This is a genomic window from Actinoplanes sp. NPDC023801 (genome assembly GCF_040639655.1).
In the GTDB taxonomy this organism is placed as follows: Bacteria; Actinomycetota; Actinomycetes; order Mycobacteriales; family Micromonosporaceae; genus Actinoplanes.
Map to the genome: position 1 here is coordinate 77,421 of NZ_JBFAAI010000037.1, position 12,941 is coordinate 90,361.

Below are 12,941 nucleotides of genomic sequence, written 5' to 3' on the forward strand. Positions count from 1 at the left end.
TCCCCAGCGGGACCGCCCTTCTTCGTCACTTCGTCAGATCAAGCGGTCAGATCACGCGCCGGAGGTCACCCGGTAGGCGTCGAACACGCCGTCCACCTTGCGGACCGCGGCGACCAGGTGGCCCAGGTGCTTGGGGTCGGCCATCTCGAAGGTGAACCGGCTCACCGCCACCCGGTCGCGGGTCGTCGTCACCGTGGCGGAGAGGATGTTCACCCGCTCCTCCGACAGGACCCGGGTCACGTCGGCCAGCAGCTTGTGCCGGTCGAGGGCCTCCACCTGGATCGCCACCAGGAACGTGGACGCCGACGTCGGTTTCCAGCTGACCTCGACCATCCGCTCGGACTGGTCACGCAGATCCTGGGCGTTGGCGCAGTCGTCGCGGTGCACGCTCACACCGCCGGAACGGGTGACGAACCCGAAGACGGCGTCACCGGGAACCGGCGTGCAGCAGCGGGCCAGTTTCACCCAGACGTCCGAGACACCCTTCACCACGACGCCGGGATCCTGGGCGGAGCTGCGGTTGCGCGGCGGCCGGGTCGCGACGGCGGTCTCGGCGATGTCCTCGACCGCGCCCTCCTCGCCACCGAAACCGGCGACCAGCTTCTGGACCACCGACTGGGCGGAGACGGCGTTCTCCCCGACCGCGGCATAGAGCGACGCGACGTCCGCCAGGTGCAGGTCGCGGGCGATCGTCATGAGGTTCTCGCTGGTCAGCATGCGCTGCAGGGGCAGGCCCTGCTTGCGCATCGCCTTGACGATCGCCTCCTTGCCGTCCTCGATCGCCTCCTCGCGGCGCTCCTTGTTGAAGTACTGCCTGATCTTCGTCCGGGCGCGCGGGCTCTTCACGAAGCCGAGCCAGTCCTGCGTGGGGCCGGCCGTCGCCGACTTCGACGTGAAGATCTCGATCACGTCGCCGTTCGACAGCGGGGACTCCAGCGGCACGAGCTTGCCGTTCACCCGGGCGCCGATGCACTTGTGGCCGACCTCGGTGTGCACCGCGTAGGCGAAGTCGACCGGGGTCGAGCCGGTCGGCAGGGGGATCACGTCGCCCTTCGGCGTGAAGACGTAGACCTCCTGGCTCGACAGGTCGAACCGCAACGCGTCCAGGAACTCGGACGGGTCGCTGGCCTCCCGCTGCCAGTCGAGCAGCTGCCGCAGCCAGGTCATCTCGTCGATGTGCGCCGGCGGGCCGACGATCGTCGCGCCCTTCTGCTCCTTGTACTTCCAGTGGGCGGCGATGCCGAACTCGGCGGTGCGGTGCATCGCGAACGTGCGGATCTGCATCTCGACCGGCTTGCCGGTCGGGCCGATGACCGTCGTGTGCAACGACTGGTACATGTTGAATTTCGGCATCGCGATGTAGTCCTTGAACCGGCCGGGAACCGGCTGCCAGTTCGCGTGGATCACACCGAGCGCCGCATAGCAGTCGCGGACCGTGTCGACCAGGATCCGGACACCGACCAGGTCGTAGATGTCGTTGAAGTCACGGCCCCGCACGATCATCTTCTGATAGATCGAGTAGAGGTGCTTGGGCCGGCCGGTCACCTCGGCCTTGATCTTCGCCGACTTGAGGTCGAGCTGGACCCGGTTGGTCACCTGGCGCAGCAGCGCCTCACGCTGCGGCTGGTGCTCCCCGATCAGGCGGTTGATCTCCTCGAACCGCTTGGGGAAGAGGGTGCCGAAGGCGAGGTCCTCCAGCTCCCACTTGATCGTGTTCATGCCGAGGCGGTGGGCCAGCGGTGCCAGGATCTCGAGCGTCTCCTTGGCCTTCTGCTCCTGCTTGGCGCGGGGCAGGAAGGTCAGGGTGCGCATGTTGTGCAGCCGGTCGGCGAGCTTGATGACCAGCACCCGCGGGTCCTTGGCCATCGCCACGACCATCTTGCGGATCGTCTCGGCCTTGGCCGCGTCACCGAGCTTGACCCGGTCGAGTTTCGTCACGCCGTCGACGAGCAGCGCCACCTCGGCACCGAAGTCGTTGCGCATGCTCTCGAGCGAGTAGTCGGTGTCCTCGATGGTGTCGTGCAGCAGGGCGGCCACCAGCGTCGTGGTGTCCATGCCCAGGTTGGCCAGGATCGTCGCGACCGCGAGCGGATGAGTGATGTACGGGTCGCCGGACTTGCGATACTGCCCCGAGTGCCAGCGGGCCGCGACGTCGAACGCCTTCTGCAGCGCCCGGGCATCGGCCTTGGGATGGCTGGCCCGGTGCGTCGCGATCAGCGGCTCCAGGACCTCACTGACCTGCGTGCTCTGCCATGGGGCGTTGAACCGGGCGAGCCGGGCGCGCACCCGCCGCCCGGTGGGTGCGCTGGCAAGACCACCGAACCCGCTGCTCGGCTCGTCCGCGGGCGCGAGCGGCTGGGTGTTCTCCAGATCGCCAGCGGCCACCTTGTCGCCGGGCGTGCCATCGCCCGAGTTCTGGGTCGGTTGCACCGTGCCCTCCGCCGGAGGGGCGACGTCGCTGGACACCGGCCTCCTCACACGTTCGCCGGGATCAACTGGTCTGTTCGGAACGCCCATCCTACCCGCACCGCCTCACCGAATACCCCGGCCGAACCTACGAATAGAGCGGGCCCGGCCGGGCGAAGAACATCGAAGACGGATCAAACGGTCAACAAGGCGTGTACCTTGCGTGACCCGAGCCGTCCCCGGCCGTTGAGGAAGCCCAGTTCCATCAGCACGGTGAACCCCACGACCACGCCGCCGGCCTGCTCCACCAGATCCATGGTCGCCGCGGCGGTGCCACCGGTCGCCAGCACGTCGTCGACCACCAGGACGCGCTGTCCGGGCACGAAGGCGCCCTCGGTGAGCTCGAGGGTGGCTTCGCCGTACTCGAGCGCGTACGACGCGGAGAAGGCCGGTCGCGGCAGCTTCCCGGCCTTGCGGACCGGGACGACGCCAGTGCCGGTCGCGTAGGCGACCGCCGCCGCCACCACGAAACCTCGCGCCTCGACCCCGGCCACCACGTCGAACGCACCGGCGCCGTAGTGGGCGACGATGCCGTCGACGACCTTGCGGAACGTCGGGCCGTCACCGAAGAACGGCATCAGATCCTTGAAGACGATGCCCGGCTGGGGAAAGTCCGGCACGTCGACGGTGCCGCCGGCGACCAGGGCCGCCAGTTCCGGACCGCTGTCGCCGGTAACCGCGGGGTTCTCGCTACTCACGGCGGACAGCCTAGACGAGAGACGGCCCACCACCCCGAGGGGTAGCGGGCCGTAGCTCTGCGTGAATGTCAGCGGCGCTTGCCGCCGGGACGGTTGCCGGCACCGCCGGTGCCGCGCTTGCCGGCCGGGCGGGCGCCCGGCCGCGGGGTGGTGCCACCGGCGAACGCGGGCACCTCGTCCGTGGCGGGACGGCCGGCGGGACGGCGCTCGCCGCTCGCCACGTCGTCCGAGCGCTGGGCCCGCCGGGCCAGCACGCGGGCGTTGTGCGCCTTGATCCGCGGCTCCCGGTCCTTGAGCCAGCTGAGCAGCGGGGCGGCGAAGAAGATCGACGAGTAGACACCGATGCCCATACCCACGAAGAGCACGAGACCGAGGTCCTTCAGGGTGCCCGCCCCCAGCAGACCGGCGCCGATGAAGAGCACCCCACCGACCGGCAGCATCGCCACCAGGCTGGTGTTCAGCGAACGCATCAGGGTCTGGTTGATGGCCAGGTTGGTGGCCTCACCGTAGGTGCGCGTGCTCCCCCCGGTGATGCCACGCGTGTTCTCCTGCACCTTGTCGAACACCACGACCACGTCGTAGAGCGAGTAACCCAGGATCGTCAAGAAGCCGATCACCGTGTACGGCGTGAGCTCGAACCCGACAAGCGAGTAGACACCCGCCGTGAACGTCAGGTCGACAAGCAGCGAGGCGAACGCCGCCAGTGCCATCCGCCACTCGAACAGGACGACCAGGTACGCCGTGACCAGCAGCAGGAAGATCACCAGACCCAGCACGGCCTTGTTGATGACCGTGCCGCCCCATGCGGAGGAGACCTGACTGTCGCTGATCTGCGTCACGTCGACGCCGAGATCCGCGGCGAGGCCGGCCTTGGCCTCCTGCATGTCCGCCGCGGACAGCTCCGTCGAACGGATCTTGAAGCTGGCCTCCGCTCCGTCGCCGACCTGCTGCGCGGCCTTGACCTCGGCGTCCGGGGACACCTTATCGACGGCCTGGGAAACCGCCTCCTGGATCTCTTCCTGGGTCAGGGTCTTCCCGGAGACCTGGGCCGGGACGATGAACTCGCTACCGCCGGCGAATTCGATACCGAGGTGGAAGCCACGGAAGATGATGCTGCTGAGTGCGATCACCACCATGGCGGCGACGACGGCGAACCACATCTTGCGGCGGCCGACGATACGGAGGTTCGCCTCGCCCTGATAAAGGCGTGACGCGAGACTGTTCCGGGCCATCTCAGGCCTCCTTCACGCGCGAGGAGACGGGCTCCTCAGTCTGGCTGCGGCGCAGAACACGGCCAAGGCCACTGACGGTGGGCGACATGAACGCCTTGGTGCTGGCGAGCACGGTCATGATCGGGTGCCGGAAGAGGAACACCACGAGCAGGTCCAGCACGGTCGAGAGGCCGAGGGCGAAGGCGAGGCCCTGCACCTGGCCGATCGACACGATGTAGAGAACCACGGCACACATGATCGTGATGGCGTTCGCTGAGATGATCGTACGCTTGGCCCGTTGCCACGCCCGGGGCACCGCGCTGCGTGGGCTGCGGCCTTCGTGGATCTCGTCCTTGAGTCGCTCGAAGTAGATGATGAACGAGTCCGCCGCCACACCGAGCGAGACGATGAAGCCCACGATGCCGGCCAGCGTCAGGGTGAAGCCGATCGAGCGGCCCAGGAAGACCAGCGCACCGAAGGTGAGCAGGGCGGAGAGGCCCAGGCTCAGGAAGATCACCAGGCCGAGCAGGCGGTAGTAGAAGAACGAGTAGACCGCCACCAGGCCGAGACCGATCGCGGCGGCGAGCAGACCCGCCTCGAGCTGCTGACTGCCGACGGTCGCGGTGACGGTCTGCGCCGGGCCGGCCTGGAAGGTCACCGGGATGGCACCGAACTTCAGCTGGTCGGCGAGTTCCTTGGCGGTCGCCGGGGTGAAGTCGCCGGTGATCTGGGACTGGCCGGTGAGCACACCCTGGATCTGCGGCGCGGAGATGACCTCCTTGTCCAGGACAACGGCCACCGCGCAGTGCGTCTGACCGTCGGAGGACGGGCCGAACGCGCTCGCCGCGATGTAGCAGGGCTCGGTGGTGCCGGCCTCGAACGCCTTGCGGGTCAGCGCGGCCCACTTCTTCTGGCCCTCGGTGTCGAAGTCCAGCGAGACGACCCAGCGGCTCTGCTGGTCGATCTGCGGGGAGGCGCTGCTGATGTCGTCACCGACGACCTCGGCCTTGTCCAGCACGACCTTGGCGCCGTTGTAGCAGGCCACCACCTCGATGTTGACGTCGTCGATCGCGCCGTCCGGCCGCTTGTTCAGCTGGTCGCAGCTGATCGTCGGGACGTTGAACTGCATCTTCGGGTCGAGCGCGTTCACCTCGTCGCCGGAGAGGCCGGCGAACGCCTTGAACGGCAGGCCGGCCTTCGGGTCGGTGCTGAGGTCGACCGGCGCGGTCAGCTTCTCGGCCGCGGCCCAGGCCTCGGCGCCGACCTTCTTCGCGACGGCGGCGCGCTGTTCCTTCACGTCCGCGGTGACCGGAGCCGGAGCCGCGGCGGAGGCCGACGCGGACGGAGCAGCCGCGGGGGCGGACGGAGCCGCCGACGGGGCGGTGCTGGGGGCCGGAGCGGCCTCGCCACCGCCCTGGCCGCCGGTCGACGACGAGGCGGCCGGGGCCCCGCTCTTCGCGCCCGCCGAGGGGGTGGCCCCGGGCGCCGCGGGAGCGGACGGGTTCGCGCTGCCGCTCGCCGACGCGCTGGGCGTCGGGCTCGCCGGGTTCAGCGCGGACGCGGCGACGTCCCCGGTGACCGCGGTGAGCAGGCGGAACCGCATGTTCGCGGCCTGCCCGAGGCTCTTCAGCTGCTCCTTGGCCTCACCGGCGAGCGAGACGACGATGGTGTTGTTGCCCTGGATGACCACCTCGGCCTCGGAGACACCGAGCGCGTTGACGCGGTTCTCGATGATCTCGCGAGCCCGCTCCATGGCCTCCGGGGTGGGCTGTCCGCCCTGCTGGGAGGCAATGTAGGTGGCCTGCGTGCCACCGACGAGGTCGAGGCCCAGCTTCGGCTCCAGGCGCTGCTTCCATCCGCCGGAGGCACCGGCGGCGAAGAAGACGCACAGATAGAGGACGACGAAGACCAGACCGAGCACGCCGAGTTGGCGTCCAGGATGCATTTGTCCCTGTGGTGGTCGTGCCACGGCTTTTGGTCTCCCTGTGTTCCGGCCGCGCACGGCGCGGCACCATCTGTCTGTGACCGGCCGTCGACTGTCGAACGGCGGGCTGACGCACCGGCCCGTCTAGCTCAACCCGGGCCGGTGCGTTCGGGAAATGCGGGTCAGTCCTGCTTACGCGTTTCGGTGACGGGGCTCTCCGGCTCCGCCTGGTCGTCCGCCGAACGGGCGAACGGCTCCGCGTCGGGCGTGTCGACGTCCGGCTCGGGGATGACCTCGCCGGACTTCTGAACGACCTTGGCGATCGCCGGACGCGCGAACCGCACCTCGACGCCGGGTGAGATCTCCAGAAGGACCTCGCCGTCGGCGACACCGGTGACGGTGCCGTGAAGGCCGCCGATCGTCACGATCTGGTCCCCCGGACCGAGCGTGTTCTGCATGTCCTGCGCCTCGCGGCGCCGCTTCTGCTGCGGCCGGATCATGAAGAAGTAGAAGACGGCGAAGAACAGGGCGATGATCAGGAAAAACGAGAGATCACCGCCGCCGCCGGCGGCCTGGGCATAACTTGCCTCGCGCACGAAAAAATGCCTTCCGTCAGCCGCCGGCGCAACGGGGTGGGCGGGCGCCGCGGCGATATGTGAATCCGGATGGAACGGCGGCGAGTCTAATAGGTCAACCTGGAGATAACGAATGCGGCACACGTCACGTTCACATCACGGGGGATAAGTTGCCCTCATCACGTGTCCCGGGCGAACAGGTCACCCTGAAACACCCCGGATCGCCCATCCGCCGGCGGAACCTTCCCCAGATGCGCCCAGCCCGCCTCGGTGGCCACCCGGCCCCGCGGGGTCCGGGCCAGCAGACCCGCTCGGACCAGGAACGGCTCGCACACCTCCTCGACCGTGTCGGACTGCTCCCCCACCGCCACGGCCAGGGTGGACAGACCGACCGGGCCGCCCTTGAACGACTCGATCAGGGCACGCAGCACCGCCCGGTCCAGCCGGTCCAGTCCCAGCGCGTCGACGTCGTAGACCTGCAGCGCCGCCTTCGACACCGCCTCGGTGACCACGCCGTCCGCACGCACCTCGGCGAAGTCGCGCACCCGGCGCAGCAGCCGGTTCGCGATACGCGGTGTGCCACGTGAGCGCCGGGCGATCTCCGCCGAGCCCTCCGGAGTGATCCGCACGCCGAGGATGCGTGCCGAGCGGTGCAGCAGCGCGTCCAGGTCCGCGTGCGAGTAGAAGTCCAGATGCGCGACGAAACCGAACCGGTCACGCATCGGCCCGGACAGCAGACCGGCCCGGGTGGTCGCGCCGACCAGCGTGAACGGCTCCACGTCGAGCGGGATCGCGGTCGCACCCGGCCCCTTGCCGACCACCACGTCGACCCGGAAGTCCTCCATGGCGCTGTAGAGCAACTCCTCCGCCGGTTTCGCGATCCGGTGGATCTCGTCGATGAAGAGCACGTCGCCGGGCGCCAGGCCGGTCAGGATCGCGGCCAGATCGCCGGACCGCTCGATCACCGGGCCGCTCGTCGTCCGGATCCCGGTGCCCAGTTCGGCCGCCACGATGTTGGCCAGGGTGGTCTTTCCGAGGCCCGGCGGGCCGGACAGCAGGATGTGATCGGGCGGTGTGCCACGGCCCATCGAGGCCTTGAGCAGCAGCTCCAGCTGGTCACGGACCCGGTGCTGGGCGATGAAGTCGGCGAGCCGGCGCGGGCGGACGCTCGCCTCGGCGTCCAGGTCCTCGTCGAACGGGTCCGGCGAGACGAGATCCTCGGTCATCGCGTCACCTCCGCCGCACCACGGCCCGACGGCGCACTCCGCGAGGCGTTCATCGGGTCTTGCCCAGCAGGCGGATCGCCTGACGCAGCAGGACCGGCACCGGCGGCGTCTCGCCGTCGATCGTCTCGGCGACCGCGGCCACCGCCTGGTCCGCCTGCGTCGCCGTCCAGCCGAGCGCGAGGACGCCCTGCCGGACCTGTTCCTGCCAGGCGCCGTTCAGCAGGCCGGCCGAACCGGTACCGGCCGGCCCGACGGGACCGATCTTGTCCTTGAGCTCGACGATCATCTTCTCCGCGCCGCGTTTGCCGATACCCGGAACCGCGGTCAGGACCGCGACGTCACCACCGGCGAGCGCGCGGCGTACGACATCGGGCTGATGAACCGCGAGCACCGCCTGCGCGATGCGTGGACCGACGCCGTTGGCCGTCAGCAGCAGCTCGAAGAGCTGTTTCTCGTCATCGTCGGCGAAGCCGAAGAGGGTGAGCGAGTCCTCCCGGACGATGAGCGTGGTCGCGAGCCGCGCCTCGGCGCCGGTGCGCAGCCCGGCGAGCGTGTTCGGTGCGCAGAGGACGCGCATTCCGACACCACCCACCTCGACCACGGCGCTGTCGTGGAGGATCGCGGTGACCACACCGCGCACGCTGGCGATCATCTACAGGCTCCTGCGGGCTGCGGCTTCGATCTTCATACGGGTCCCGCCACGCCAGATGTGGCAGATGGCGATGGCGATGGCGTCCGCCGCGTCGGCCGGCTTCGGCGGTGCGGACAGTTTCAGCAACCTGGTCACCATGGCGGTGACCTGCGCCTTGTCGGCGGTGCCGGACCCGGTGACGGCCGCCTTCACCTCGCTCGGGGTGTACATCTGGACCGGCAGCCCGGCCCGCGCGCCGGCCAGGATCGCGACCCCGCTCGCCTGCGCGGTGCCCATCACCGTCCGTGCGTTGTGCTGCGAGAACACCCGCTCGACGGCGACGCTCTCCGGCTTGTAGGCGGCGACCAGCTCGGCCAGAGTACGGTCCAGGTGCAGCAGACGCTGCGAGATGTCCTCGTCCGGCTCGCTGCGCACCACGGTGTAGCCGATCAGCTTGCCCGGCCGCCCCGGCATCCCCTCGACGACGCCGACGCCGCATCTCGTCAGCCCCGGATCGATGCCGAGAACCCGCACAGACTGCCTCCCCCTCGCGTACGTGTGTTCGACACCCTAATACGCGTTCCTCTTGCGGCTTCCGCCGACACGCCTCGACCATGGAGGCTGGGAGGTCCGTCATGCACGTCATTCCGCCGATGGACGACGAGCCGCCGGCCGACTACGTCGCCTTCGTCACCACGCACGCGTCCCTGCTGCGCACCGAGGCCGCCCGCCTGGTCGGCGACGCACGGGTGTCGGAGGAGATCTATCTGGCCGTGCTCACCGATCTGGCCGGCCACTGGCGGCGGCTGCGCTGGTTCCGGAACGCCGACGCGTACATGCGGCAGCGCCTGCAGGCGCGGACCGGGCAGTGGCGCGAGGATCAGGTCTACGAGGTCGAGGTGCGGGTGCTGCGGCCCCGCGAGCCGGTGGCCCCGGTGTACACCCGGGGCGGCAGCCTGGCACTGCGCAAGGCCTCGATCATCGGGAGTACGGCCAGAGCCGACCTGGAGGCGCTCGCCGACGCGGAGATCGCCTGGGTGCACGCCTACCTGAGGTCCCAGTGGCGGCGCCTGCTCCGCTACGTGATCTTCGGCGTCCTGCTGGTCGGCGGACTCGTCCAGTACATGTCCTGGCTGGCCGCCGACCCCGTCTAGGCCTGCCCGGCGCGGTACTCGGCTTCCAGCTCGGAGACCAGAAGAGTCCGCTCCTTGGGGTAGTCCGGCTCATCGCCGGTCTCGTCCAGCCGCATGATGGTGACCACCCCGTCGTCATCGCAGGCGTCGGGCGTCTCCTCGACGATCCAGTACTCCGGAATGCCGTGCTCGGCATACCAGAGCTTCTTTTCCAGGAACTCACCGTTCGGCGAGTTCTTTGAAACGACCTCGACGACGAGGCTGTATGCCGATGGCGACAGGTTCGAGTAGTTCGTCATGCCGGCCGGCAAGTGCGTAACCACGCCCACGTCCGGCAGCCGAAGGTCACGGGGCCGGGCTCCGCGCACTCCAGGATCCTGGAACACGCGAAGCCCTGCCAGGCGAAGCATGAAGTAGAGGCGACCCGTCATCTCCTTGTGCCAGAAGGTGGACGGCGTCATGACGACGAGGTTCCCGTTGTGCAACTCGTAGCGGAAACCCTTGGGCAGTGAGATGAGGTCGTCGACATCCAGATTCTCGATCGAAGACAGATTGAGGAGCAATGACGGATTGAACTCAGTCATGGCGGTCAACACCCCCTCACTCTACTAGCCCCTTGACATCATGTCACTCGTCAATAGCGGCCATCACCTCGTCCGAGATATCGGCGTTCGAGTAGATGTTCTGCACGTCGTCGCAGTCCTCGAGGGCGTCGACGAGCTTGAACACCTTGCGCGCCGCCTCCTCGTCCACCGGCACGCTCATCGTCGGCACCAGCGACGACTCGGCCGAGTCGTAGTCGATGCCGGCGTTCTGCAGAGCAGTACGCACCGCGACCAGGTCGGTCGGCTCGCTGACCACCTCGAACGCTTCACCCAGGTCGTTGATCTCCTCAGCGCCGGCGTCGAGGACGGCGAGCATCAGGTCGTCCTCGGAGAGCGAGGCCTTCGGGACGATCACCACGCCCTTACGGTTGAACAGGTAGGAGACCGAGCCCGCGTCGGCGAACGTGCCGTTGTTACGGGTCAGCCGGGTGCGCACCTCGGTGGCCGCGCGGTTGCGGTTGTCGGTGAGGCACTCGATCAGGATCGCCACGCCGTTCGGCCCGTAACCCTCGTACATGATCGTCTGCCAGTCGGCGCCGCCCGCTTCCAGGCCGGAGCCCCGCTTGACCGCGCGGTCGATGTTGTCGTTCGGGACCGACGACTTCTTCGCCTTCTGGATGGCGTCGTAGAGCGTGGGGTTACCCGACGGGTCACCGCCGCCGGTCCGGGCCGCGACCTCGATGTTCTTGATCAGTTTGGCGAACATCTTGCCGCGCTTGGCGTCGATGACGGCCTTCTTGTGCTTGGTCGTCGCCCACTTGGAGTGGCCGGACATGCGTAACCTCCGCTGTGATCAAAGGGCCTGGCGGACCATCTCGACGAAGTACCGATGGACACGAAGGTCGCCGGTGAGCTCCGGGTGGAAAGCCGTGGCGAGCAGGTTCCCCTGCCGAACGGCCACAATCCTACCGGCGGCGGCACCGTCGGCCACGCGCCCCAGCACCCGCACGTCGCGGCCGGTCTCCTCGACCCACGGCGCACGGATGAAGACAGCGTGGAACGGGCCGCCCTCGATGTCCTCGATCTCGACGGACGCCTCGAAAGAGTCGATCTGCCGGCCGAACGCGTTGCGCCGTACGGTCATCTCGATGCCCTGGAAGGACTCCTGATCCGGGCGGCCGTCGAGCACGTTCGCGGCCAGCATGATCATGCCGGCGCAGGAGCCGTACACCGGCATGCCGTCGGCGATCCGTTTGCGGATCGGGTCGAGGAGACCGAAGGAGACCGCGAGGTTGCTGATCGCGGTGGACTCGCCACCCGGGATCACCAGGCCGTCGACGTCGGCCAGCTCCTCGGGACGACGGATCGGCCGGGCCAGCACGTCCGACTCGGCCAGCGCGGAGAGGTGTTCACGCACGTCGCCCTGCAGGGCCAGCACTCCGATGTTCACGGGCCCACAATAGGCGCGACCGGATCCGACGGGCGTACGAGGTAAAGCAGGCCACCGGGGAGCCGATTGGCTATCGGACCGCACGTCGCCGGTTCGTACGATCGGCGAGCATCTGCCAACCCGCACGAGGAGCCGAATCCCCATGTCTGAGAACCAGCCCGCCATCGGAACCGCCCGTGTCAAGCGCGGCATGGCGGAGATGCTCAAGGGTGGCGTGATCATGGACGTGGTCAACGCCGAGCAGGCCAAGATCGCCGAGGACTCGGGCGCCGTCGCGGTCATGGCCCTGGAGCGTGTGCCCGCCGACATCCGTGCGCAGGGCGGCATCTCCCGGATGTCCGATCCCGACATGATCGAGAACATCATCAACACGGTCTCCATCCCGGTGATGGCGAAGGCCCGGATCGGTCACTTCGTCGAGGCCCAGGTCCTGCAGTCGCTCGGCGTCGACTACGTCGACGAGTCCGAGGTGCTGTCCCCGGCCGACTTCGCCAACCACATCGACAAGTGGCGGTTCACCGTGCCGTTCGTGTGCGGCGCCACCAACCTGGGCGAGGCGCTGCGCCGGATCACCGAGGGCGCGGCCATGATCCGCTCGAAGGGTGAGGCGGGCACCGGTGACGTCTCCAACGCCACCACCCACATGCGGAAGATCCGCGCCGAGATCCGCCGCCTGCAGACGCTTCCGGAGGACGAGCTCTACGTCGCCGCCAAGGAGCTGCAGGCGCCGTACGAGCTGGTCAAAGAGGTCGCCGAGGCCGGCAAGCTCCCGGTGGTGCTGTTCACCGCCGGTGGTATCGCCACTCCCGCCGACGCCGCCATGATGATGCAGCTCGGCGCGGAGGGCGTCTTCGTCGGCTCCGGGATCTTCAAGTCCGGCAACCCGGCCCAGCGTGCCGCCGCCATCGTCAAGGCCACCACCTTCCACGACGACCCGGACGTGATCGCCAAGGTCTCCCGCGGTCTCGGCGAGGCCATGGTCGGCATCAACGTCGAGGACGAGCCGGTCCCGCACCGCCTCTCCGAGCGCGGCTGGTGACATCAGCTGTCGCGCACCGCTGTCTCAGGCCACCTGAGACAGC

General features: G+C 68.7%; 13 protein-coding genes. 2 read left to right on the forward strand and 11 right to left on the reverse strand.

Annotated elements, in window-relative coordinates:
• Positions 1-51: 51 nt before the first annotated feature.
• The 8 genes from AB0G04_RS39460 to ruvC all read right to left on the reverse strand — a co-directional run bounded on the left by AB0G04_RS39460 (position 52) and on the right by ruvC (position 9,265).
• Positions 52-2,466, reverse strand: a complete 2,415-nt coding sequence (locus AB0G04_RS39460; RefSeq protein WP_360994243.1) for a bifunctional (p)ppGpp synthetase/guanosine-3',5'-bis(diphosphate) 3'-pyrophosphohydrolase — start codon at positions 2,464-2,466, stop codon at positions 52-54.
• Between the two features lie 134 nt (positions 2,467-2,600).
• On the reverse strand, positions 2,601-3,119 hold the full coding sequence (locus AB0G04_RS39465) for an adenine phosphoribosyltransferase (protein ID WP_360994280.1): 519 nt from the start codon (positions 3,117-3,119) through the stop codon (positions 2,601-2,603).
• Positions 3,120-3,232: 113 nt separating this feature from the next.
• Complete coding sequence (gene secF, locus AB0G04_RS39470) at positions 3,233-4,396, reverse strand: protein translocase subunit SecF (RefSeq protein WP_360994246.1); 1,164 nt, start codon at positions 4,394-4,396, stop codon at positions 3,233-3,235.
• 1 nt (position 4,397) lies between these two features.
• The gene (gene secD / locus AB0G04_RS39475) at positions 4,398-6,320 is read right to left on the reverse strand and encodes a protein translocase subunit SecD (protein ID WP_360994249.1); all 1,923 of its coding nucleotides are present in this window, start codon (positions 6,318-6,320) and stop codon (positions 4,398-4,400) included.
• A 161-nt stretch (positions 6,321-6,481) separates the two neighbouring features.
• Complete coding sequence (gene yajC / locus AB0G04_RS39480; RefSeq protein ID WP_360994282.1) at positions 6,482-6,895, reverse strand: preprotein translocase subunit YajC; 414 nt, start codon at positions 6,893-6,895, stop codon at positions 6,482-6,484.
• Between the two features lie 158 nt (positions 6,896-7,053).
• Positions 7,054-8,100: a Holliday junction branch migration DNA helicase RuvB gene (gene ruvB / locus AB0G04_RS39485; protein ID WP_360994252.1), complete on the reverse strand. Its 1,047-nt coding sequence runs from the start codon at positions 8,098-8,100 to the stop codon at positions 7,054-7,056.
• A 49-nt stretch (positions 8,101-8,149) separates the two neighbouring features.
• Positions 8,150-8,752 carry a Holliday junction branch migration protein RuvA gene (ruvA, locus tag AB0G04_RS39490; protein WP_360994255.1) on the reverse strand — a complete coding sequence of 201 codons (603 nt, stop codon included), beginning with the start codon at positions 8,750-8,752 and terminating at the stop codon, positions 8,150-8,152.
• Positions 8,753-9,265: a crossover junction endodeoxyribonuclease RuvC gene (gene ruvC / locus AB0G04_RS39495; RefSeq protein WP_360994258.1), complete on the reverse strand. Its 513-nt coding sequence runs from the start codon at positions 9,263-9,265 to the stop codon at positions 8,753-8,755.
• A gap of 101 nt (positions 9,266-9,366) precedes the next feature.
• Here ruvC and AB0G04_RS39500 point away from each other — a divergent pair, with 101 nt between their 5' ends.
• The gene (locus AB0G04_RS39500) at positions 9,367-9,885 is read left to right on the forward strand and encodes a hypothetical protein (RefSeq protein ID WP_360994261.1); all 519 of its coding nucleotides are present in this window, start codon (positions 9,367-9,369) and stop codon (positions 9,883-9,885) included.
• Here AB0G04_RS39500 and AB0G04_RS39505 read toward each other — a convergent pair.
• Genes AB0G04_RS39505 through pdxT form a run of 3 tightly spaced genes read right to left on the reverse strand, consistent with a single transcriptional unit; the run spans position 9,882 to position 11,859 of the window.
• Positions 9,882-10,460: a Uma2 family endonuclease gene (locus tag AB0G04_RS39505; RefSeq protein WP_360994264.1), complete on the reverse strand. Its 579-nt coding sequence runs from the start codon at positions 10,458-10,460 to the stop codon at positions 9,882-9,884. The genes AB0G04_RS39500 and AB0G04_RS39505 overlap by 4 nt on opposite strands.
• 31 nt (positions 10,461-10,491) lie before the next feature.
• A complete protein-coding gene (locus AB0G04_RS39510) occupies positions 10,492-11,244 on the reverse strand; it encodes a YebC/PmpR family DNA-binding transcriptional regulator (RefSeq protein WP_360994267.1) in 753 nt (250 codons plus the stop codon).
• Positions 11,245-11,262: 18 nt separating this feature from the next.
• Complete coding sequence (gene pdxT, locus AB0G04_RS39515) at positions 11,263-11,859, reverse strand: pyridoxal 5'-phosphate synthase glutaminase subunit PdxT (protein ID WP_360994269.1); 597 nt, start codon at positions 11,857-11,859, stop codon at positions 11,263-11,265.
• A gap of 142 nt (positions 11,860-12,001) precedes the next feature.
• Between pdxT and pdxS the strand changes: the two genes are divergently transcribed.
• On the forward strand, positions 12,002-12,898 hold the full coding sequence (gene pdxS, locus AB0G04_RS39520) for a pyridoxal 5'-phosphate synthase lyase subunit PdxS (protein ID WP_360994271.1): 897 nt from the start codon (positions 12,002-12,004) through the stop codon (positions 12,896-12,898).
• Positions 12,899-12,941 lie beyond the last annotated feature (43 nt).